The organism is Streptomyces sp. bgisy027 (assembly GCF_057710365.1).
This window is the reverse complement of record NZ_JBYIVZ010000016.1, coordinates 97,235-119,053: the sequence shown is the minus strand read 5'-3', so window position 1 is coordinate 119,053 and position 21,819 is coordinate 97,235. Positions and strand designations below refer to the sequence as shown.

17 protein-coding genes are annotated in these 21,819 nt (G+C 71.0%); 8 read left to right on the top strand and 9 right to left on the bottom strand.

Annotated elements, in window-relative coordinates; translation table 11 throughout:
• Positions 1-370 precede the first annotated feature (370 nt).
• Positions 371-2,050, top strand: coding sequence for a chloride channel protein (locus AC3ETA_RS18520; protein ID WP_432194065.1), 1,680 nt, complete (start codon positions 371-373; stop codon positions 2,048-2,050).
• A 146-nt stretch (positions 2,051-2,196) separates the two neighbouring features.
• Entirely contained in the window at positions 2,197-2,937 is a 741-nt protein-coding gene (locus tag AC3ETA_RS18515; RefSeq protein ID WP_432194002.1) for a DUF4142 domain-containing protein, read from the top strand.
• Here AC3ETA_RS18515 and AC3ETA_RS18510 read toward each other — a convergent pair.
• The 3 genes from AC3ETA_RS18510 to AC3ETA_RS18500 form a co-directional block, all read right to left on the bottom strand.
• On the bottom strand, positions 2,857-3,606 hold the full coding sequence (locus AC3ETA_RS18510; protein ID WP_432194070.1) for a hypothetical protein: 750 nt from the start codon (positions 3,604-3,606) through the stop codon (positions 2,857-2,859). The genes AC3ETA_RS18515 and AC3ETA_RS18510 overlap by 81 nt on opposite strands.
• Positions 3,607-3,881: 275 nt before the next feature.
• Positions 3,882-4,418 (bottom strand): MarR family winged helix-turn-helix transcriptional regulator, encoded by a 537-nt coding sequence (locus AC3ETA_RS18505; protein ID WP_432194001.1) that lies wholly within the window; start codon positions 4,416-4,418, stop codon positions 3,882-3,884.
• Positions 4,419-4,452: 34 nt separating this feature from the next.
• Positions 4,453-5,541 (bottom strand): PP2C family protein-serine/threonine phosphatase, encoded by a 1,089-nt coding sequence (locus AC3ETA_RS18500; protein ID WP_432194000.1) that lies wholly within the window; start codon positions 5,539-5,541, stop codon positions 4,453-4,455.
• A gap of 174 nt (positions 5,542-5,715) precedes the next feature.
• On the opposite strand from AC3ETA_RS18500, the gene AC3ETA_RS18495 reads away from it, so the two are divergent.
• Together AC3ETA_RS18495 and AC3ETA_RS18490 are read left to right on the top strand one after the other, a co-directional pair.
• Positions 5,716-6,237: a nitroreductase family deazaflavin-dependent oxidoreductase gene (locus tag AC3ETA_RS18495; protein WP_432193999.1), complete on the top strand. Its 522-nt coding sequence runs from the start codon at positions 5,716-5,718 to the stop codon at positions 6,235-6,237.
• Between the two features lie 405 nt (positions 6,238-6,642).
• Positions 6,643-7,146, top strand: coding sequence for a hypothetical protein (locus tag AC3ETA_RS18490; protein WP_432194064.1), 504 nt, complete (start codon positions 6,643-6,645; stop codon positions 7,144-7,146).
• A gap of 278 nt (positions 7,147-7,424) precedes the next feature.
• Here the strand turns inward: AC3ETA_RS18490 and AC3ETA_RS18485 are convergent, their stop codons facing one another.
• Complete coding sequence (locus AC3ETA_RS18485) at positions 7,425-7,754, bottom strand: TfoX/Sxy family protein (RefSeq protein WP_432193998.1); 330 nt, start codon at positions 7,752-7,754, stop codon at positions 7,425-7,427.
• 7 nt (positions 7,755-7,761) lie between these two features.
• Positions 7,762-7,956: a hypothetical protein gene (locus AC3ETA_RS18480; protein ID WP_432193997.1), complete on the bottom strand. Its 195-nt coding sequence runs from the start codon at positions 7,954-7,956 to the stop codon at positions 7,762-7,764.
• A 192-nt stretch (positions 7,957-8,148) separates the two neighbouring features.
• Between AC3ETA_RS18480 and AC3ETA_RS18475 the strand changes: the two genes are divergently transcribed.
• Entirely contained in the window at positions 8,149-8,544 is a 396-nt protein-coding gene (locus AC3ETA_RS18475) for a hypothetical protein (protein WP_432193996.1), read from the top strand.
• 316 nt (positions 8,545-8,860) lie between these two features.
• On the opposite strand, the gene AC3ETA_RS18470 is transcribed toward AC3ETA_RS18475, so the two are convergent.
• The 3 genes from AC3ETA_RS18470 to AC3ETA_RS18460 form a co-directional block, all read right to left on the bottom strand.
• Entirely contained in the window at positions 8,861-9,613 is a 753-nt protein-coding gene (locus AC3ETA_RS18470; protein ID WP_432194063.1) for a class I SAM-dependent methyltransferase, read from the bottom strand.
• A gap of 288 nt (positions 9,614-9,901) precedes the next feature.
• Positions 9,902-10,777: a DUF389 domain-containing protein gene (locus tag AC3ETA_RS18465; protein ID WP_432193995.1), complete on the bottom strand. Its 876-nt coding sequence runs from the start codon at positions 10,775-10,777 to the stop codon at positions 9,902-9,904.
• Positions 10,778-10,937: 160 nt separating this feature from the next.
• Positions 10,938-11,996, bottom strand: coding sequence for a PucR family transcriptional regulator (locus AC3ETA_RS18460; protein WP_432193994.1), 1,059 nt, complete (start codon positions 11,994-11,996; stop codon positions 10,938-10,940).
• Positions 11,997-12,238: 242 nt separating this feature from the next.
• On the opposite strand from AC3ETA_RS18460, the gene AC3ETA_RS18455 reads away from it, so the two are divergent.
• The 3 genes from AC3ETA_RS18455 (at position 12,239) to AC3ETA_RS18445 (ending at position 19,762) form a co-directional block, all read left to right on the top strand.
• Positions 12,239-12,664: a hypothetical protein gene (locus AC3ETA_RS18455; protein ID WP_432193993.1), complete on the top strand. Its 426-nt coding sequence runs from the start codon at positions 12,239-12,241 to the stop codon at positions 12,662-12,664.
• A 91-nt stretch (positions 12,665-12,755) separates the two neighbouring features.
• On the top strand, positions 12,756-14,792 hold the full coding sequence (locus AC3ETA_RS18450) for a flotillin family protein (protein ID WP_432193992.1): 2,037 nt from the start codon (positions 12,756-12,758) through the stop codon (positions 14,790-14,792).
• A gap of 77 nt (positions 14,793-14,869) precedes the next feature.
• A complete protein-coding gene (locus tag AC3ETA_RS18445) occupies positions 14,870-19,762 on the top strand; it encodes a DNA repair ATPase (protein WP_432193991.1) in 4,893 nt (1,630 codons plus the stop codon).
• Between the two features lie 63 nt (positions 19,763-19,825).
• Here the strand turns inward: AC3ETA_RS18445 and AC3ETA_RS18440 are convergent, their stop codons facing one another.
• A complete protein-coding gene (locus tag AC3ETA_RS18440; RefSeq protein ID WP_432193990.1) occupies positions 19,826-21,793 on the bottom strand; it encodes a potassium channel family protein in 1,968 nt (655 codons plus the stop codon).
• Between the last annotated feature and the right edge of the window lie 26 nt (positions 21,794-21,819).

Sequence of the window (21,819 nt, the reverse complement as noted above, 5' to 3'; positions counted from 1 at the left end):
GGCCAGAGCGAAGATCCCGGCCCTGACACAGGCCACGGCACAGCTCGCCCCCGGCCGCCGTTGACGGCCGCCGTAGGACACCCCGCGCTCGCCCTGAATGATCAACCCTCCTCCCGCCACGACAGCCCAGTCGGCTGCCGTCGAGCCTCAAGGAGGTACGGAGGTGCCGTGGACCGCGTTCAGCAGAACCGGGACTCAGCAGACCCGCGCAGCGACCCCCTTGACAGGTTTTGCATAATGCAAAAGTAAGGAAGGGGAACGAATGAGCACCACTCGGGCGGTCACGCACAGCGTCCAGGCCATGACAGCGGAGAGCGCCTTCGCGTCCGCGGGCAGAGCAGCGCGGCTGCGCACGGCGCCCTGGGGCCTGATGGCGCTGGCCGTTGCGGTCGGCGCCGGAGCCGGTGCGGGCTCCATCGTCTTCCGCTGGTGCATCACCGCCTTCACCCAGCTGCTCTCCGGCCACGCCGACTACGCGGCCTCGCCCGGCACGGCCAATCCGCACGTGCCGTGGCTCGGTCCGTACTTCGTGCTGCTCGCCCCGGTCGTCGGCGGTCTGCTGTACGGGCCGTTGGTGCACCGGTTCGCCAAGGAGGCGCGCGGGCACGGGGTGCCGGAAGTGATGCTGGCGGTGGCGCAGCGCGGCGGCCGGATCAGCCCGAAGGTCGCCGTGGTCAAGACGCTCGCCTCCGCCCTGACCATCGGCTCGGGCGGCTCGGTGGGCCGCGAGGGGCCGATCGTGCAGATCGGCTCAGCCCTCGGCTCCACCCTCGGGCGCGTGGCGAAGGTGACCGAGCACCGGATGAAGCTGCTGGTCGCGTGCGGCGCGGCGGGCGGCATCGCCGCGACCTTCAACGCACCGCTGGCCGGGGTGTTCTTCGCCATGGAGCTGGTCCTGGGCGCTTTCTCCGCGGAGGCGTTCGGGGCGACCGTCCTCGCCAGCGTCACCGCGAGCGTGATCGGCCGGGCCGCCTTCGGCGACGTCGCCTTCCTCTCCCTGCCCGCCTTCCACGTCGGCCATCTCGCGCAGTACGGACTGTTCGCCCTGCTGGGCCTCCTCGCCGCAGCGGTCGGCGTGGGCTTCGCGCGGGTGCTCTATCTGATCGAGGACGCCTGCGACTGGCTCTGGCGCGGCCCGGAATGGCTGCGCCCCGCGGTCGGCGGTCTGGCGCTCGGCCTGGTCCTGCTGGTCCTGCCGGAGATGTACGGGGTCGGCTACCCGGTGCTGGAGAAGGCCACCGAGGGCGGGTACGCGGTCGGGTTCCTGGTGCTGCTGCTCGTGGGGAAGATGCTGGCGACCAGCCTGACCATCGGGATCGGCGGCTCGGGCGGGGTGTTCGCGCCCAGCTTGTTCGTCGGGGCGATGCTCGGTGCCGCGTACGGCGCGGGAGTCCACCACCTGCTGCCCGGCACGGCCGGCTCGGTGGGGGCGTACGCGCTGGTGGGCATGGGAGCTGTGTTCGCGGGCGCGGCGCGGGCCCCCATCACGGCCGTGGTGATCCTGTTCGAGTTGACCGGCGAGTACTCGATCATCCTGCCGCTGATGCTGGCGATCGTGCTGGCCGCCGCCGTGAGCCGACTGCTGACCCGCGACACCGTCTACACACTCAAACTACGACGCCGCGGCATCGACCTCGAAGGCCCGGCGCCCGGGGCACGCATCGGCACCCAGCCGGTGAGCTCCGTCATGGATCCCCTGCCCTCGCCGCTCGCGGCGTCGACCGAGCTCGCCGACGCCGCGGACATGTTGAGCCTCTCCGGGTTCGGGGCGCTACCTGTGGTCGACACCACCGGGCACTATGCGGGTGTCGTCACCGCTCAGGCCATTGCCGAGGCGCTGGCGGAGCAGCCGGACGCCGCCCCGGCCGTGGTGGGACAACTCGCCGAGAGGCCCGCCCCCGTGACCGCCGACCAGCCCCTCGTCCAGGCGCTGCACACCTTGCTCGCGACAGCGGGGACCGGGGTTCCGGTGCTCGACCCCGTGCACGGAAAGCCGGTCGGCTGGCTGAGCCCGCAATGCGCGCTGCGGGTGATTCACGCGGCCACGTGACGGCTCCGCCCCCCTTCGACGACAAGTCGACTCCGTCTTGTGACTCAAAACACAGAGCAGGATGCAAAATTTAGCCTGTGCAATGAAGCCCGGAGTGGAATCGTCCGTACCTCCTGGCATCCGGACCGCTCAGCTCAGGAGCTTGCATGCCTCTCTCCCGCAACACGATCGGTGCCGTCTTCGTGGGCGGTGCGCTGATACTCACCCTCTCCGCGCTCGCCTACCCGGCCATGCTCGGCGTCGAGACCACGTCGGCGAACACGTCCCGCGTCATCGCCAACACGCCGTACGGGCCCCTCACCGAGGCCGACCGCGACTTCGTCGTCAAGGTCCGCGCGGCCGGCCTGTGGGAGTACCCCTTGGGCGAGATGTCCATGAACCGCGGGACGAGCAAGGAGATGAAGGAGGCCGGCGAGCACCTCGTGGTCGGACACGCCGGTCTCGACGCGATGTGCCGCAAGATCGCTCCGGAGCTGAACATCACGCTGCCCAACCAGGCCAGCCCACAGCAACAGCAGTTCGTGGCCACAGTGGACTCGAAGTCCGGCAAGGAGTTCGACTCCACCGCCGTCGCCATCATGCGCGTGACGCACGGCCAGATCTTCCCGGTCATCGCCAAGATTCGGGCGACCACCCAGAACACGCTCGTGCGCCAGCTGGCCGACCTGGCCAATGACACCGTCCTTGACCACATCACGGTTCTGGAGAAGACCAAACTGGTCAACTTCGATCAGGTCAACTTCCAGCAGACCACGCCACCGAAGCTGCCGAAGGAGCAGCTCACTCCGCCGGCGCCTCAGCCCGGGTCACCGGTCGTGGTTCTCACGCCGCGCCCGGATCTGGAGGTGAACACCGCTTCGCCGACCCCTTCCCCTTCGGCCGGCTGAGCGCCAGAGGGTGGCCACGTCCTTGTCGTGCGTTGAACGTGCCGTGGTGTGGGTCAGTCGGTAGGAACGGACGACTGCCAGCAGACATGCGGCGATCAGGGCGGCGGTCCAGCCCGCCGCGGCGCGCAGCGGGTCCGCCACCGTCATCCCTGTCTCCACGCCGCGCGGCGACACGTGCCCCTCCGGGTCGTAGACGACGGCGAGAGCATCGCCCGGCCGCGTTGCCTGTCCGCAGCCGCGCCAGATGCGGACCCTGAGCGGGACACCGCCCTGGTCGGCCACCGAGCACAGGTATCGGCCATGGCCGGCCGCGGCGCCCTCGACGGATGTCACCACCACGGATTCCACGCTGCCCCGCTCCGCGAGCACCACACCCGCGGCTGCCTGCGGGACCTGGAGCGCGAGGCACACCGCCAGTACGGCGACGAGGCCGACCAGTGCCCGGCCCGCTCCCACCACGCCCAGATAGAGGACGAGTGCCGCGGCGCAGACCAGCCCCGCTTCACCGGCCGCGAGCGCGGGAACGCCGTACCAGGCCCCGGCGACCGCGCTGCCGACGATGGCCACCGCCCCGAGTCCTCCGGCCAGAAGCCCTTCCCCGACCAGCCACCAGGGCGGGAGGCCGACGAACTCCGCGGGCCCCCACACCGAGCTGCGCAGGTGGGTCATCAGGTGCGGCTCCCCCGCAGGTAGGGGCCGGCGCGCTCGGCGCATGCGCTTGTCCACCTCCAGTCCCTGTCCCGTGTCCGTCGACCGCATCCTGGCGTCACGGGCGGGCGATCAGCATTGCCCCCGACCGGACGCATGAAGGCGGCCCGCATTGCCGGGATCCGGCAGCCGGGCCGCGCCTTCACGATTCCCTTGCATTATGCAAAACGTGTCGTGGCTGGAAAAGTGCCGCCCGGATCCACCATCCGCCCTGAGGGTGCCGACCGGACCGCGGGTCAGGCGTCCCGCGCCGCCGCGACGTCCATCGCCCAGCCCAGCGGATGCGGTTCGGTGTCGTCCCATGCCGGGGCGAGCGGCTCTCCCCCGGCCTCGTTGAACGCAGCCAGGGCCCCGATGAGCGCCGCCCGCTGCTTGGGGGCGAGCCGTTCGACGATCACGGCGATCTCGGCACGGCGCCGGGAGGTGACGTTCTCGACCGTACGGCGCCCCTCCTCGGTCAGCGTCAGCAGGGTTTCGCGGCGGTTGTCGGGGTTGGTCTGCCGGTCCGCGAGCCCGGCGGCGATCAGCCGGTCGACCATGCGCATCGCGGTGGAGGGCGCGACGCCCAGCAGGTCGGCGAGCGCGACCAGCTTGGTGGCGCCCCGGGTGTGCAGGACCACCAGCATCCGGAACTGCGGGAGCGTGACTCTCTCCTCGACCTCGGCGAGGGAGCGGGCGGAGACCGCCACCAGCAACCGGGACGCGGTCAGCACTGCCCGGGTCACCGCATCGACATCGTCCATGGCCCCTTCGGGGGTCGCGCGCTCCGCCATGCGTCCTTTCTACCGCGCCGAAGGCGCTGCTCACTCACGCCATGGGAACAGATTTTCCTTCCCCATGACCGTGGTAGCGCAACAGCAGCATCGCGGCGTCGTCGCGCGGCGGGCCTGCGGCATGCTGGGCAAGGTCCGCACGCAACGCCTCCAGGGCGCGGTGCGAGTCGAACTCCTTCAGCAACTGCGCCCGATCGCCGAGCGGGTAGAAACGCCCCTGATCGTCGCGGGCCTCGGTGACACCGTCGGTGTACAGCAGCAGCTGCTCGCCGGGAGCGAAGTTCACCCGGTAGGGCATCGGGCCCTCGCCGCCGTGGGCTCCCAGCCCCAGTGGGAGGGCGAAGGCGGGCGGGTGCGGGAAGTCGACGCTGCCGTCACGCCGTACCAGCATCGGCGCCGGATGGCCGTAGTTCAGCAGGACCGCCTCGTGATCCGAGCCGATCTCGGCCAGTATCGCGGTGACGAACCTCTCACCCTCCAGCTCACGGGCCACACTGCGCTCCAGGCGCTCACCGAGACCCACCAGGTCGGGCTCGTCGTGCGCCGCCTCCCGAAACGCGCCGAGGACGACCGCTGCCGTTTCCACCGCCGCCAGGCCCTTGCCCTGCACGTCCCCCACGATCACCCGGATACCGTGCGGCGAGGCCACCACTTCGTACAGGTCGCCTCCGATCCGCGCCTCGGCGACGGCAGAGGTGTACGACACCGCCGCCTGCAGCGGGCCCGCGGTCAGCGGCACCGGCCGTAGCAGCACCCGCTGAGCGACCTCGGCGATCGACCGCACACTGGCCAGCTCCACTTCCCTGCGCGAGCGCATCACGGCGGCCGTGATGCCGACGCCGGTGACGCCGGCCACCGCGGCCAGCGCGGTGTATCCCCGACGCTCCTCGAACAGACCGTCGTACAGCCCCAGCCCCACACAGAGCACGAGCGCCACCAGCCCGAAGACGGCCGTACGACGCCACCCGCCGACCAGACCGGAGAAGGCGGGTCCGAGCGACACAAGGGGCAGGAAGCCTACGCCCGGCCCCGCGACCACGTCCGCGACCGCCACCACCGCCATCACTACAACGGGCATGGAGGACAGCACCGTCGATGTCGGTGGCGGCTTCGTATCGGTCATGGCGTACTCCAGGATGTCGAGGCGCTCAAGAGCCGCCCCTCACTTCCGTGGGCACGCCTCCCCCTCACCTTTAGACTATGCAAAGGTGGGTCGCGTGACACGGCTCTCAACCGTGGTCCTTTACTCAATCGAGTCCGAGAGCCGACATTTCCGACCACCCCCCGGAAGGCAACGATGGCCCCCAGAGACACCGCCTCCCCCCGCCCTCGACTCCCCGCCGGATGGCGGCGCCTGGGGTTTCGGTTGCCGATCCTTCTCTTTCGCGTGGGGCTCGGGCCGCTTCTCGGAAGACGGCTGCTCCTGCTGCACCACACCGGCCGCCTGACCGACCTCGACCGGCGGGTCGTCCTGGAGGTCGTGTCCCACGATGCGGTGACCGAGAGCTGGATCGTCGCCTCCGGCTTCGGGGCGCGGGCGGACTGGTACCAGAACCTGCGGCACCAGCCGAAGACCCTCATGCAGATCGGCAATCGACTGCACGCCGTGACCGCCCACTTCCTCCCACCCGACGAAGGTGCCGACATCATGGCGGACTACGCCCGGCGGCACCCTCGAACGGCCGGCCACCTCTGCGCCTTCATGGGCCTTCCCTCCGACGGCAGCGAGGCGTCGTTCCGCGAGGCGGGGCGCTCCGTCCCGTTCGTGCGACTCGACACCGCCCACGGGTTCGATGGGCGCGGACCCGGTCGTGCGTGACGCCCTGGATCGTCATCCGCGGCGCCGGGCCGCGGCGGCCACAGGCGGTGACGCGCCTTCGCGAGAGAGATGCGAGCCGTCTTCGGAAGGGATCACGGCTTGCGCGAAAAGGTCCGAACCACTGGCGATCCGTTTTTGCACTGTGCAATGATTCATTCGGGGGGTCGAGCCGACGGTCGCTTGCCGTCCGGCGCCCAGGAGTGACACCGGCAACGTTACGCGGCACGGGGCGGCATACCGGCCGTCGGCGGCCCCTCCTCCAGTGCCCCGTGGCTGACTGCTCCGGGTTGGACCGGCCTGCCTTCCACGGATCAGGACGGCCTACCCTTTGGCAACCGTACCGCGCAGGAACACTTCGCCCCGGCACTCGGCATGTGGGCAAGAGGGGAAAAGGCAACCGTGACCATGCACGGAGAGGGCGGCAACCCAACGCCCGAAGAGCCCGACGGCACGTCGCACGTCCCCGACGAGGTCTGGCTCAAGTTCCTCTCGGACACCGAGTGCGCCATACGCGCGTCCGCCCCCAAGGAAGCCTCCGCACGGGAGCGGGCGCCAGGGTGGCCCGCCGCCGCGGCTCCCGACACCTCGAATCGGTGGAGTCGGCACCGCGATCCGGCGATCGGACGGGCGGACTCCGTTGGTGACCTGTGGCAGCCGGTGGAAGCGTCCCGACCGGCTTGGCGGGACCTCGACAGCCGAGGCAGACTCCGACGCGTCGGCAGCCTGATCGTCACGGCCGCCGCCATAACACTGGCCCTGATCGCCTGGTCCCAGATGGCCACCAGTGCGGGAACACCGCACCACGGGCCGGGCGACATCACCTTGCAGCAGTCCGAAGAGGCTCCCGGCGAAGTACCTGCGGCGCCTTCCTTCCCGACCGGGCGGGTCTCTCCGGAGCCCTCGTCGTAGGCCCCACCGATTCGGGTCATCGCCGATCCCCCGGGACGAGGCCTCACCTGAGCGCTCCCGAACCTCACAACAGGGCTTCGCCGAGCGGCATACGGCTGACGTAGTCGACGAGGACGGCGCCGAGGGCTCCTTCGACGCGCACCGCCCTAGTGAGCGCGACGTTGATTCAGGTGATGCCCACCGAGGTGCGGCGGCGGCCGGTCGTCCGCAGCGGGCAGGCCACCGGATCGCCGCCAAGGGCGGTGCCGCGCCACATGTCGTGACAACACACAGCGGCTTCACTTGGGTGGCAAGCCCGCCGCGAAGGCACGTCCCTCGTCGACCCAGGCGGCGAGCGCCGCGTCCTCCGCGACCGCGGTGCCGTCCACCACGACCCAGCCGCGCATCGGGCGACCGGTCATGTCGAAGATCCGCGCCCCCGGCCGGGCCAGGGCCGCGTCCGTCGCATCCGGGCCGACCCTGACCATGAGGTCGTCGCCGGTGACCCCCACGGCCATGTTGCCGCGGTGGAAGAAGGCCAGCCCGCCGAACATGCGCTTCTCGCTCATCTCCGCGTCCTGGCCCAGCCGTTCCCGGATCCGTTCGGCCAGCCCTTCGTCGTACCCCATCGCCGTCTCACCCCGGTCCCGTCGGCATCGGGCCAGCCGCCGAGACCAGGTCCGGCGGCGCGGGAGGGTCGAACGCGGCGACCCGCGGCACATTGTCGATGCGGCGCCCCAGGAGGTACGCCGTGCGGGTGACCTCCGCCGCCACGTCAGAGCCGCCGCCTTCGGCCTCGCGGGTCAGCTCGGCCGTCACCTCGATCGTCATGCCTTCACCTTCCTCGCTCCCGCGCGATGTCACCACCCGGTGAACGGGAGACGGTTGAGGACGAGGGCTGATACGCCAGGACGGTGAGCCGGGCCAGGCGTCGCGGAGCATACGGCCGTCCGGGCCGGATTCCGGCGTTTCGGCGCGGGTCGTGTACCGGTGTGCAGGGTGTGCCGGACCTACGGTCGAGCCATGACATGGTCTCCCTCCACGCCGGGCTTCTGGCGCAGTTCCCCGCGCGTTCCGTGCCCGATCTCGGTGCCCGGCTCTGTCCTGCCCGGTGGCACGGCGCTGTGCGTCACGGGGCTGGTGTCCCACACCGCCCCCAACCCGAACCTGGCATCCGTGTACGACCGGCTTCCGGAGAAGGGGATCCTCGGCATCACACTGTTCCTCGACCTGGGCCGACTTGGCAGCAGGCCCGGTCCGATCCGGTCTTCCCGCGCCCGGATCAGCCGACCGTCCTTCCGCGCGCTGTTCAAGACGGTCCCGTGCGCCGGGTTCGACGCGCCGGAGACGGGTGTGCCCGCGGCACCTGGCATGCTGAACGCCAGGTGCTCGGCCCGCAGCACGTTCGGAGACCTCTGATGCGCCGGCCCCGGATTCCTGTCGGCAGCCCGTTCCAAATTCTGCTGCTCGCCGCCTCGTTCGCCCTGGCCGGCTATGCGGGCGTTCGCCTCCTCTCCGACGACTGGCTCATGGTGGGGGCTTGGTTCGTCGGGGCGGCGCTCGTGCACGATCTCGTCCTGCTGCCGTTGTACGCGATGGCGGACCGGGCCGTCGTACAAGGGCTGGGTGCGGTCGGCCACCGGGAGTGGGTGATGTACGTCCGTGTCCCGGCGGCATTTTCCGGACTGCTCCTGCTCGTGTGGTTTCCGCTGATCAGCGGGAGGGTGGAGCAGTCCTACCGGATCGGAACCGGACTGTCCCCGGACGGCTTCCTCACCCGATGGCTGCTGATCACCGCCGTGCTCTTCGCCGGCTCGGCGCTGCTGCTCGCTCTGCGGCTGCGCAGGGCGGCGAAGCAGCGGCCTCCGGAGATCCACTGACCCACGTAAGTCCACCGCTTGGGGCGTGCGAGCCGCAGCAGGGCCGGGGTGCCGAGCCTCGCCCAGGGGAAGGCGCCGTCGGACCCGGGGCTGTCGAAGACGTCGACGACCTGTACCTCGACGCGCTCGTCGATGTCCACCGCAGCAGTCTCGGCGATCAGGAGGCCGCCAGGGCAGAGGAGCGCGGCGACCCGGTCCAGCAGGACGCGCGGGTCGCCGCCGATGCCGATGCTGCCGTCCATGAGCAGGACGGTGCCCCAGAGTCCCTCGCCGGGCAGCGGATCGAAGACGGAGCGCCGCAGTGCCTCGCCGCCCAGCCGTACGGCGCTGTGGACGGCGGTCTCGCTGACGTCGATGCCGAGGCCGGTCCGGCCACGCGCGGCGAGTGCTGCGACCAGCCGCCCGGGGCCGCAGCCGACGTCCAGCACCGCACCCTCACACCGGTCCAACACGTCCAGATCGACCGGGTCGGCGTGCGCGCACCAGCGTTCGACGTCGAGGGGCAGCAGCCAGCCGTCGGTGCGTCGCAGGAACAGCGGGCCACGGCCGGCGCGCAGAGCCGTCGCGTAGGGGTCGGCGCCCGCCCAGGCCGCGGGCGACGTGGTCATCGTCACGTCGCCGCTCGGTACCGGGACGGCTGGGCCGGGAACTTCCCGTACTCCGGGTCGGTGGTCACGGCTCTCACCCTACGAAAGAGAGCGGCGCATATCTGTCCGTGCTCCTTGCGAGTCGCGGATGCCGGGGCGCAGGGAACCGGTGGACCCGACCTGCAACGGAAAAGCGTGCAGAGCCCGAAAGACCTCACGGGCTCTGCACGCCGTCAGTTACCGGACTAGTACTTCGGGTTGTACACCCGCCCCTGCTCCTGGCAGACCTCGTCGTCCCCGTCGGAGTGGTCACGGGCTCGGCGCAGACCGCCTTCTGGAGACAGATGCGATGCGCAGTCCGAAGCGGGCCCAGAGCAACCGTTGAACCAGCAGTGTGAGGATGCCGGCGATGGCCATGCCCGCGAGGTTCACGCCGAGCTGCTTGAGTGACGCCCCCACCTCTCCCCAATGTGCCAAGGGGATGGCAACGGCGATGTTGCCCGCAGCCGGTACCGTCGTGACGGAGATGAAGACGCCGACCAGTGCGGAGGACTTCCCCGCGGTCAGCGACAGGATCCCGGCGATGCCGGCCAGGAGCGCCACGATGAAGGACCAGCGGTCGGGATGCGCGATGAACTGCGTCATCGGCCTGTTGTCCAGCATCTCCGGCGTGATCCAACCGAGGAGGCGGCTCACGCCGGCGCACGCTGTGGTGACGGCGATCGCGACGGCGAAGCCGACCACCAGCGCACGTACGGCAGCGCCCATCAGTGCGGGCCGGCGCCGCAACATGCCGAAGCACAGGGCGGCCACCGGGCCGAACTCGGGACCGAGCACCATGGCGCCGACGATCAGAATCGGCTGGTCCAAGAGCACTCCGATGCCCGCGATTTGCGTGGCCAGAGCCAGAAACGCCAGATAGGACCAGCTCAACCGGGTATCGGCGGTGACGCGGGCAGCCAACTCGTCCCAGACCACGGCGTCCTGCGGGTCGCCCGGCGCGGCCTCCTCGGCTTGCTCAGCCGCTGCCGAGATGGAGAGGTCGATCTGTTCGACGGTGATCGAGCCGCTGTCCCTGAGCCCCAGTTCTCGTAGCTCGTCGAATACTGCGTTGGCAGCTTCCCTGGCGAGACTGAACTCGACCACGTCGCCCTCGGGCGAGGTGGCGGCGCCGAGGAACTTCACGACATTGACGGCTCCCGGACAGCCCAGAGCGATCCGGAGCACCTCTGCCGTCAGGTGGGCGGGGCTGATGACTCGTACATGCAACACGCCCCGCATTGTGCCCGGTGCTGCCGAGTCTCCCGCACCTTCTGTTGCCTGCCTCAGACCTGCATTGCCGGTGTCAGAGTTCCTTCGCCGGCCAGTCCAGCAGCCGTGCACCGATCACCGCGGTCTGCAGCATGTATCGGTGGGCCGGATCGGCGGGATCCGCGCCGGTGAGTTTGTGGATGCGCTCCAGCCGGTAGGTCAGGGCCCGCACGCTGAGCGACAGACGCCGGGCGGCCTCGGCGGCCACGCAGCCCGAATCGAAGTAGCTGATGAGGGTGCCGAGGAGAGGCTCGGCGCCACCGCGAGCCGTGGTGAGCGGGCCGAGGGTGCTCACCACGAGGTCGGCCATGGCTTGCCGGTCACGGGTCAGAACGGGGTACACGAGCAGGTCGGCGGCGCGCAGGACCGGGTCCTCCAGCTCCAGACGTTCGGCCAGTTCCAGGGCGTTGAGCGCCTCTTCGTACGAGTGGACGACTCCGCCGGGGCCGGGTTGTGCACGGCCGATGGCGACCTGGCCGCCGTCCGTGGCCGCGTGCGCCTGCTTGGCGAAGTACGCGAGGACCTCGTCCTGGTGGCCGGGGGCGATGCACAGGATGCGGCCGTCCTTGGTGGTGAGGAGGACGCTGCGGTCGCCGAAGCGGGAGATGAGCGCGCGTTCCACCCGCTGGGGAACCTTGTCGCCTTCGTCGTAGGCGGTGGGGCCCTGGGCCACGGCTACGGCGTGGGCGTGCGAGAGACGCAGACCGAACCGTTCGGCGCGCTCGGCGAGGCGCCCCAGGTCGGCGCGTCCGTAGAGGAGGTCGTCGATGAACTCCCGGCGGGCGGCCTCCTCCTGACGCACGGCGTGGCGTTGGGCCCGTTCGTAGCCCTCGGAGAAGGCGTCTATGACCTGGTGCAGGGCGGCCAGGGCGCTGTCGGCCGTGCCGGGAGCGGTCGGCCACGCCGCGCGGGCGGCACTGAGATGGGCGCTCACGAGGGCCCGCAGCCCGTGGCCCGCGTCCGCCGCCTGCTCACCGAGCTCCCTGCGCGAGGTGAGCTCTTCCCGGGTGAGGCGCCGCCCGGTGGCCGAGACCTCGGCCAGAATCCGGGCACAGCCCTCCACATAGTGCTCGGAAATCTCCCGCTCCGTCACAGCGCCCCCAGGGTTCTTAACGCGCCGATGACGGTTCCTTAGCGGTTCACCGGCATGCAGACCCTAATGAACGTTGCCGGAAACCGGCAATGCGTGGGCGTGCCCCCGCCGTGCACCATGAACCGCGGGGAGCACTGCGGAGGGCTCCGGTGCCGGACACCGGCAGGTGTCCGGCACCGGAGCTCGCGTGCGGCCACCGAACACGGCTGACGAGCACTGCGGGCGGAAAGGGGGACCAGCCCATGCGGACGTTCCTGGCGGTCGCCACCGGCCTGCCCACGATCTTGCTGACAGCTGCCCTTGTGGTGATGCTGTGCTTCTGGTTCCTCGTCGCCGCGGGCTTCACCACCGCCTACAGCTTCGACGCGGACCTCGACCTTCGCGCGTGGGGCATGGACGGCGTACCGGTGGCGATCGCCATCTCCTCGCTGACCGTTCTCGCATGGGGCATGAGCGTCGGCGGGACCCTCGTCCTGGTCGTGTTCACGTCGCCGGGTCCCGTCACCGGACTGCTGCGCATGGTCGTGCCGGTCCTTGCTCTGCTCGCCGCTTGGCAGCTGACTCGCCTGTTCGTACGGCCCCTGCACCGTCTCTTCCCCGATGAACCCGGTCCGGTGTCCGGCCTCGGCCCGGCACCGGACCGGGACCGCTTGGACCACGCGGCCTGACGCGCGGCGCCACCGGGCTGCGGCTCCGCCCTCTTGCCTGAGCGTCACCTTCCTTATGCGTCACCTTCCTTATGCCTCAAGGACGTATGCCATGAATGCCATCACCCTGGGCGCCGGCGTGCTCATCGCCGTCACCACACTCACCCTCCTCGTCGTCTCTCAGCTGTTCCGCAAGGTGGAGCAGGGCAAGGCGCTGATCGTCTCCAAGCTGCGCAAGGTCGATGTGACCTTCACCGGGCAGGTCGTTCTGCCGGTGCTCCACAAGGCCGAGGTGATGGACATCTCGGTGAAGGCCATCGAGATCACGCGGACCGGCAAGGACGGGCTGATCTGCCGGGACAACATACGCGCCGACATCCGGATCACGTTCTTCGTCAAGGTCAACAAGACGGTCGAGGACGTCATCAAGGTCGCCCAGGCGGTCGGCACCGCTCGGGCGAGCGACCGGGACACGTTGCAGGAGCTGTTCCACGCGAAGTTCTCCGAGGCGCTGAAGACCGTCGGCAAGCAGCTGGACTTCACCGACCTGTACACCAAGCGCGACGAGCTGCGGTACCGGATCATCGAGGTCATCGGCGTCGACCTGAACGGCTACCACCTGGAGGACGCGGCGATCGACTACCTGGAGCAGACGCCGCTGACCCAGCTCGACCCGGCCAACGTCCTCGACGCCCAGGGCATCCGCAAGATCACGGAGCTGACGGCCATCGAGCACGTGCGCACCAACGAGGCCCAGCGCACCGAGGAGAAGGAGATCACGCGGCAGAACGTCGACGCCCGCGAGGCCGTCCTGGAGCTGGAGCGCCGGCAGGTCGACGCGGAGACCAAGCAGAAGCGGGAGATCGCGACCGTTCGGGCCCGGGAGGAGGCCGAGACGGCGCGGGTGGTGGAGGAGGAGCGGCTGCGGGCGCAGGCCGCTTTCCTGGCCACCGAGGAGAAGCTCGGCGTGCAGCGTGAGAACCAGGCCCGCGAGGTGGCCGTCGCCGCGAAGAACCGCGAGCGGGTCATCGCCGTCGAGAACGAGCGCATCGAGAAGGACCGGCTCCTCGAAGTCATCGCCCGGGAGCGCGAGACGCAGCTGACCCGGATCGCCGCCGAGAAGGAGGTCGAGGCGGAGAAGCGGGAGATCGCCGAGGTCATCCGCGAGCGGGTCGCGGTGGACCGTACGGTCGCCGAGCAGGAGGAGTCCATCAAGAGGCTGCGGGCCGTGGAGGAGGCGGAGCGGCAGCGGCAGGCCGTGATCATCGCCGCCGAGGCGGAGGCGCAGGAGAAGCTCGTCAAGGACATCAAGGCCGCCGAGGCGGCCGAGCAGTCGGCCACGCACCGCGCCGCCGAGGAACTGACACTGGCCGAGGCCCGGTTGAAGACGGCCGACCTCGACGCCCGCGCCAAGCTCCGCCTCGCCGAGGGCGTCCAGGCCGAGGCGGCTGCCGAGGGGCTCGCGGCGGTCCAGGTCCGTGACAAGGAGGCCGACGTCATCGAGAAGGCCGGCCGCGCGGAGGCCGAGGCGGCGCAGGCCCGGATGAGGGCCGAGGCGGAGGGCACCAAGGCGCAGGCGCTCGCCGAGGCCGAGGGCATCGGCGAGAAGCTGAAGGCCGAGGCGGCCGGGCTGACCGAGAAGGCGGCGGCGATGGCTGCCCTCGACGACGCGTCCCGCGGTCACGAGGAGTACCGCCTGCGTCTGGAAGCCGAGAAGGACATCAGGCTCGCGGGCCTGGACGTACAGCGCCAGGTCGCCGAGGCGCAGGCCACGGTGCTCGCCACCGGGCTGGAGAGCGCCGACATCAACATCGTCGGCGGCGAGTCGGTGTTCTTCGACCGGCTGATGTCCTCGATCGCGCTCGGCAAGGGCGTCGACGGCTTCGTCCAGCACTCCGAGACCGCGCGGGCGCTGGCCGGGCCCTGGCTGGACGGCACTTCCAGCTTCACCGACGACCTGAGCGGCATCCTCGGCTCGGTCTCCACCTCCGACGTGCAGAACCTGACCGTATCGGCGCTGCTGTTGAAGCTGATGCGGACCGGCGGAGCCGACTCCGGGCAGCTCCAGCAACTCCTCGACAAGGCCGGCGAGCTGGGACTGGCGGACAAGCCGCTCACCGCCCTCAACGGCAAGGCCGTCCACGCCTGACCCGCCCTCGGTCCGGAGCCGTCGCGCAGGGGGCGGCTCCGGACCGTTTGCTCTTTTCGACTTCCTGAGAGGGAACCATGACGACCGGCCCGGACACCGCCACGTACGAGCCCTTGGACGCAGGTGCCTACGAGGTGCTGCGCGACCGTCTCACCACGCAGGCCGCGGAGCTCGCCCGCCGCACCGAGGCGCTCAACGCCCGCCGCGGCGAGGAGTTCGGCTCGATGCGGCTGGAGCTGACCGGCACCGAGCGGTTGCGCACCGAGCACGCCGTGGTGCCCCGGGACATCGTCGCCATCGGGGAGACGCTGCTCTTCGGTTTCAACGCGGTCCCGAGCCGCGAGGCGGACACCGGCGTCGGCGATGTGCTGACCCTGCACGACCGCACCCTTGGGCGGCTGCCCGACGAAGCCGTGCCCGGCCTGCTCGACGACCCCGCCTTCGTGCGGGAGTTCGCGGCCCTGCACCGCTACTACCGCCAGGCCCGGCTCCTCCGTCTCCGCCTCGTCGAGGACAAACTGCTCGCCGTCTTCCGGACCGGAGAGAAGACGGACGACATCCGCGTCCTGCGCTGGACCCTGTCCGCCGACGGCCAGGTCACCTTCCTGGACGCACGCGGCGACCGCGACCACGTCCTCCCGCCCTCCCACGACGTCGGCTGGACAGCGACCACCCGTGAGGACCACGTCCTCGGACGCCATCCCCATGTCTCCATCGGTGGCGAGGTGTTCGTCTCCACCGTCGGCGGCACCCTCACCGTCAAGACCGCCGACGACACCGAGACCGGGGAGGGCATCCACACAGAGCCGGTGGCCGAGCCGCTGCAGTCCCTCGCGGACGCGGACGTCGCCCACGCGCGCGTGGGCGCCCTGATCCTGCTGCGCGTCCGTCCCTACAAGGAGGACACCGACCGCCACCTGGTGTTCAACACCCTGACCAGGACAGTCGTACGCCTGGACGACATCGGCAGGGCCTGCCGCCGCCTGCCGGACGACCAGGGCGTCGTCTTCCCCGGCGGCTACTGCCTGGCCGCCGGCACCCACAAGACGTTCGACCTCGACACGGCGGACCTGGAGTTCGAGCGGGAGATCCGCTCCCCGAACGGCGAGGACGTGCTGTACGCCTTCCACGCGCGCGCCGAGGGCCGCAGCCTGCTCCTGCCCTACAACACGATCCGCAAGGAGATGGCCGCGCCGCTGCCCTGCCACGGCTGGGCGCTCCTGGACGACGGCGCGCTCGTGGTCCTGCGCGCCGACGGTGAGGAGCCACAGCGCATTCATCCCGCACAGCTGTGGAACTCCCCGTACGCCTCCGACACCCACGCCGCCGCCCAGCCGGTCGGCACCGGCCCGCTGGCCCGCGTCGGCAACGCCGACCTCGTACGGGGCATCTCCGACTGCCTGTCCATCGCCGGTGCCGTCGCCGAGACGGCCCCCACCAGCGAGGTGTACGAGGCGCTGGTCGCCGCGTGCGTCCGGGTGGCGGACACCCACCACTGGCTGGCCGACCCCCGACTCGGCGACCTGCACACCCCGCTGGCACAGGTGCGTGCCACGGCGGAACAGGTCCTGGCAGAGTTCGAGACCGTTCAGACCCTGACCCGGCAGGCCGCCGACTCGCTCGACGAGGCGGCGGACCGGATCGCCGCGGTCGTACGACGGCTGCGTGGTGAGGCACCACGCGCGGCCACCGCCTGGGTCACCGGGCTGACCGAGCTCCGCCGGGCGCAGGGCCACCTGCTGACGCTCAGGGAGATGCGGTACGCGGACACCGCCCGCATCGACGCACTCGCGTCCGCCACCGAGGCGGACCTGGCCGCGTTCGGGCAGCGGGCCGTCGCCCACCTGGCGCGCGAGGACGCGTTCGCCGGCCACCACTCGGACGTCGAACGGCTGGTCGCGGACACCGAGGCCGTCACCACCGCCGCCGAGGCCGGGCCTCTCGTGTCCCGCCTCGACGAACTGACCGAAGGAATGGGTGTGGTGACCGAGGTGGTCGCCGGGCTCGACATCGGTGACGCCACGGTCCGTACGTCCGTGCTGGAGCGCATCGCCGAGGTCCTCGGCGGAGTCAACCGGGCCCGCGCCGTCCTCGAAACCCGTCGTCGCTCTCTCCTCGACCAGGAGAGCCGGGCCGGGTTCGCCGCCGAGGTCGCGCTGCTGGGCCAGGCCGTCGCCGGGGCCCTCGCGGTGGCCGACAGCCCCGACGCGTGCGACGAGCAGCTCGCCCGCATCCTGGTCCGGGTGGAGGGCCTCGAATCCCGGTTCGCCGAGTTCGACGACTTCCTCGACGTCCTTACGGACAAGCGCGACGAGGTCCATGAGGCGTTCTCCTCACGCAAGCAGACCCTCGCCGACACCCGGGCCCGTCACTCCGAACGACTGGCCGACTCCGCGGCCCGCGTCCTCGGCACGGTGGTCCGCCGGGCGGCCACCCTGACGGACGCGGACGCGGTGACGACGTACTTCACCTCCGATCCGATGACCGTCAAGGTCCGCCGGATCGCGGACGAACTGCGCGACCTCGGTGACCACGTGCGGGCCGAGGAACTGGACGGCCGCCTCAAGGCCGCCCGGCAAGAGGCGCTTCGCGCCCTGCGGGACCGCACCGACCTGTACTCCGACGACGGCCGCGCCCTGCGCCTGGGCCACCACCGTTTCGCCGTGAACACCCAGCCCCTCGATCTCACCCTCGTCCCCCACGGCGAGGGGCTGGCCTTCGCGGTGACCGGCACCGATTACCGCTCGCCGGTCACCGACCCCGACTTCACCACCACCCGCCCGTACTGGGAGCGTCCCCTGCCCTCGGAGTCCCCCGAGGTCTACCGCGCGGAGCACCTCGCCGCCCGCTTGCTGGACGAACACGGCCCCGAGACCCTCGCGGAGGCCGACCTGCCGGTCCTCGTACGGCAGGCCGCGGAGTCTGCGTACGACGAGGGCTACGAACGCGGCGTCCACGACCACGACGCGACGGCGATCCTCACCACGCTCCTGCGCCTGCACGACGACGCGGGCCTGCTCCGCCACGAGCCCCGCGCCCGGGCGGAGGCCCAGCGATTCTGGGCGCACGGGACGACGGCCGAGGCGCGGGACAGCTGGACCCGGCGCGCGATGTCGCTGGCCCGGGCCAGGGACACCTTCGGCCGCACGCCCGCAATCGCCGATCTACGGGCGGAACTGGCGGAGGCGATCGGAGGCGAGCGCGCGAGCAGCGCCGCGGCCTACCTGTTCGAGGAGCTGACCACCGGACCCGCCGGCTTCGTCATCAGCGCCGGAGCCCGCACCATGCTCGACAAGTTCCGCCGCACCGTGGGCACGTCCACCTACGACGACGACCTCACCGCACTCACCGACCTGACCGTCCGCGAGCAGCTCGTCGAGGCATGGCTCTCCTCGTACGCCTCCTCCACCGGCCTGGACATCACGCCCGGCGACCTGGCGGAGGCGGTAGCGGCAGAGCTCTGCCCGGACCTGGTCCGGTACGAGTCCGACGCGGCGTTGACCGCGACCGTCGACGGGCTGCTCGGTACGCACCCGCGCGTCACCGGCCGCACGCTCACCGTCCGCATCGACGAACTCCTGGCCCGTACAGAGCACTTCAGACTCCACGAGGTCCCCGCCCACCGTGCGTACCAGCGCCGCCGGACGGCCCTGGTCGCCGCCGAGCGCACACGGATCCGACTGGACGAGTACCGGCCACGGGTGATGTCCGCTTTCGTGCGGAGCAAGCTCATCGACGAGGTGTACCTCCCCCTCATCGGCGACAGTCTCGCCAAGCAGCTCGGCACCACGGGCGAGGCCAGGCGCACCGACACCGGCGGTCTGCTCCTGCTCATCTCCCCGCCCGGCTACGGCAAGACGACCCTCATGGAGTACGTCGCCGACCGGCTCGGCCTGATCCTGGTGAAGGTCAACGGCCCGGCGCTCGGCCACACCGTCACCTCGCTCGACCCGGGGCAGGCGCCGAACGCCACCGCCCGCCACGAGATCGAGAAGATCAACTTCGCCCTGGAGGCGGGCAACAACACCCTCCTGTACCTGGACGACATCCAGCACACCTCCGCGGAGCTGCTGCAGAAGTTCATCCCGCTGTGCGACGCCACACGCCGTGTCGAAGGTGTGCGGGCCGGCCAGCCGCGGACCTATGACCTGCGCGGCAAGCGGTTCGCCGTGTGCATGGCCGGCAACCCCTACACCGAGTCCGGCAGCCGCTTCCGCGTGCCCGACATGCTCGCCAACCGAGCCGATGTCTTCAACCTCGGCGACGTCCTGACGGGCAAGGACGAGGCATTCGCCCTCAGCTTCACCGAGAACGCCCTGACGTCGAACCCGGTGCTCGCCCCACTGGCCGGCCGCGCACGCGCGGACCTGGACCTCCTCATCCGGCTCGCCCGAGGTGACGGGTCCTCCCGCGCCGACCGTCTCACCCACGCGTACTCCCCCGCCGAGCTGGAACGGATCCTGGCCGTCCTGCGCCACCTGCTCACGGCCCGGCAGACGGTTCTGGCGGTGAACGCGGCCTACATCGCCTCGGCGGCCCAGTCGGACACCTCTCGCACGGAACCGCCCTTCCAGCTCCAGGGCTCCTACCGCAACATGAACAAGATCGCCCAGCGCATCCAGCCCGTCATGAACGACACCGAGCTCGCCGCACTCATCGACGACCACTACACGGCCGAGGCCCAGACCCTCACCGCCGGCGCCGAAGCCAACCTCCTCAAGCTGGCGGAGCTGCGCGGCACCCTGACGGCGGAACAGGCGGTCAGGTGGACAGAGGTGAAGGCGGCCTACGTCCGCTCCGAAGCGCTCGGTGGGCCGGAGGACGCCCCCCTTTCCCGAGCGGTGGCCGCGCTCGACCTGCTCGCCGACCGGATCGCCGCGATCGAGACAGCCATCGACCGGGCGGCAGACCCCCGCCACCTGTCGGCGAACGCCCGGGCCCTGGATGCGGCGGGGCAGCAGGCTGAATAGACGGGTGGGCCGTTCCGGCACCACCGCGCCGACGCCAGACCCCCGCCGCAATGGCGGGGAGGGTCAGTCCCTGCGCCCCGTCCACCCGGAACCCGCGCCGCGCGCTCCGCCCCGGGGCGGTCGGCCGAGGAGTTCGGCCAATCCCTGTCGGGTGGCGGCGAGGACCACCCGGTCACGGGGCCGTAGGACATAGCCCGGGTGGACGTCCCATACGAGCCCGGCCGAACGGTCGGAGTCCTCGTGCGCCGGGTTGGCGGCGAGGTCGGGGAGTCGGTCGTCCGGGGCGGCGGTGTCCAGGGCGAGGACCCGCCAGCCACCGGCCCGGAAGGACTCCGCGACGGTACGCCCCTCCAGTTGAGGGTGTCCGGCCACGTTGAGGGCCGCGAAAAGCAGCACGCGGCGTTCGACCGGGATCGCGCCGAGGATCTGGCGGCCCATCATGGCCCCGGCGAAGGCGGGCGCCGCGAGTGTGGAGACGCTGCGGCTGCGGGTGAGGGCCTGCGGGTGGGCCGCGCGCAACGTGCGGTACACCGCGGTGGCGAACTCGTCGTCGTACAGGCGCAGTGCGACCCGCAGGTCCGGCTTGACGGAGCGTGCGTACAGGGCCGCTTCGAGGTTCGTGGTGTCGCTGCTGGTGAGGGCGAGCAGGGCGTGCGCGCGGTGGATCTTGGCCGCCTCCAGGACGCCTTCCTGAGTCACGTCGCCCAGGACGGTGGGGACCCGGAGGCGGCGGGCGAGAGGCAGGCCACGCGCCTCCGGGTCCTCCTCCACGCACACCACAGGGATGTCGAGTTCCCGCAGCCGGGCCAGGACACGGGTGCCGATCTTGCCGAGACCGAGCAGGACGACATGACCGGACAGACCGCGGGGCGGGCGTCGTAGTGCCGAGACGGTGCGGAAGGTGCCGAGCCCTTCAAGAACGGCCGCGAGCAGGACGGGGAGCAGCAGCAGTCCGGTCAGGCCGGACAGGAGTTGGAGCACCTGGCGGGCGGTGGGTTCGCCGGTCGCCGGGTCGCCGATCGCGAACAGGTCCAGCAGGGTGAGGTACGCGGCGTGCAGGGGGTGGTAGTCGGTGGTCAGCCAGCTCGCCACGGCCAGGCCCAGCACACTGGCCACCAGTCCTGCGAGCGACCAGCGGAGTCGACGCGAGAACAGGGAGGCGAGTGGAAGCCCCCGCCCTGCCAGGCGTCCGGGGGCGGAGGCGGGGCCGGTGTGGGCGACCGTTTCAAGGACGACCGTGCCACGGCCCGTCGCGGCGGCGACGGCGTCCATGTCCGGCAGCAGCATCGGTCCGTCCTGCCCGCTCGCGTCCGAACCCTCCGCTCCCGCTGGGTCGGTGGTGGTCGACGACAGCAGGGCCAGCGTGCACAGTCCGGGGTCGGCCACCTCGCCGCGACCTGGCGGGGTGCGTTCCACCGCCCGTAACAGGAGTCCGTCGGCCTGGACCACCTTGCTGGTGCCGGCGACCGCGGTGGCCGCGAGCGCCGGCGCCGACGTGTCCGCGTCCGACAGGACCGTGGTGGATGTGTCCAGGGCATCAGGGTCCAGGCCGGGGGCAGCCAGGGCGGCGGCCTGGTCGAGGAGTTCTTCCAGGTGCTGGCCGAGCTTGCGGTTGTAGAGCCTGATCACCAGACGCAGCCGGGGGTTGAGCCGACGGGCGGCGAGGGCCGCCTGGATGTTGGCCGCGTCGTCGTCGTGGACCAGCGCGAGCGCGGCTGCCTCCCGCACGCCGGCTTCGACCAGCACCGCCTCCGTGATCACGGGCGCTTCCAGCATGCGGGGAGCCGCTGCGCTGCCGCCGGGCGCGTCCGCCGTACGATTCATGACGGCCTGCATCCGGCCGAGCAGGGCGGACGCACGCGTCAGGTTCGTGGCACCCGTGCTGTCCATGGTCGGAACGACCAGAGTGACCCGTTCCCGGTACACCGTGGTGAGTTCGGCCGCCAGGCGTCCCGCGAGAGCGTCGTCACCACATACGATCATGTGCCCCGGCCGGGGCTCGCCGGGCGTCGGCTGAGCGAACAGGGCCATGTCGTCGCAGTCCTCCGGTCGAACGG

Coding starts and splice junctions, on each gene's coding strand:
- AC3ETA_RS18520 (WP_432194065.1), top strand. CDS start 371: ATGGCGCTGGCCGTTGCGGTCGGCGCCGGAGCCGGTGCGGGCTCCATC.
- AC3ETA_RS18515 (WP_432194002.1), top strand. CDS start 2,197: ATGCCTCTCTCCCGCAACACGATCGGTGCCGTCTTCGTGGGCGGTGCG.
- AC3ETA_RS18510 (WP_432194070.1), bottom strand. CDS start 3,606: ATGACCCACCTGCGCAGCTCGGTGTGGGGGCCCGCGGAGTTCGTCGGC.
- AC3ETA_RS18505 (WP_432194001.1), bottom strand. CDS start 4,418: ATGGCGGAGCGCGCGACCCCCGAAGGGGCCATGGACGATGTCGATGCG.
- AC3ETA_RS18500 (WP_432194000.1), bottom strand. CDS start 5,541: ATGACCGATACGAAGCCGCCACCGACATCGACGGTGCTGTCCTCCATG.
- AC3ETA_RS18495 (WP_432193999.1), top strand. CDS start 5,716: ATGGCCCCCAGAGACACCGCCTCCCCCCGCCCTCGACTCCCCGCCGGA.
- AC3ETA_RS18490 (WP_432194064.1), top strand. CDS start 6,643: ATGCACGGAGAGGGCGGCAACCCAACGCCCGAAGAGCCCGACGGCACG.
- AC3ETA_RS18485 (WP_432193998.1), bottom strand. CDS start 7,754: ATGGGGTACGACGAAGGGCTGGCCGAACGGATCCGGGAACGGCTGGGC.
- AC3ETA_RS18480 (WP_432193997.1), bottom strand. CDS start 7,956: ATGACGATCGAGGTGACGGCCGAGCTGACCCGCGAGGCCGAAGGCGGC.
- AC3ETA_RS18475 (WP_432193996.1), top strand. CDS start 8,149: ATGACATGGTCTCCCTCCACGCCGGGCTTCTGGCGCAGTTCCCCGCGC.
- AC3ETA_RS18470 (WP_432194063.1), bottom strand. CDS start 9,613: ATGACCACGTCGCCCGCGGCCTGGGCGGGCGCCGACCCCTACGCGACG.
- AC3ETA_RS18455 (WP_432193993.1), top strand. CDS start 12,239: ATGCGGACGTTCCTGGCGGTCGCCACCGGCCTGCCCACGATCTTGCTG.
- AC3ETA_RS18450 (WP_432193992.1), top strand. CDS start 12,756: ATGAATGCCATCACCCTGGGCGCCGGCGTGCTCATCGCCGTCACCACA.
- AC3ETA_RS18445 (WP_432193991.1), top strand. CDS start 14,870: ATGACGACCGGCCCGGACACCGCCACGTACGAGCCCTTGGACGCAGGT.
- AC3ETA_RS18440 (WP_432193990.1), bottom strand. CDS start 21,793: ATGGCCCTGTTCGCTCAGCCGACGCCCGGCGAGCCCCGGCCGGGGCAC.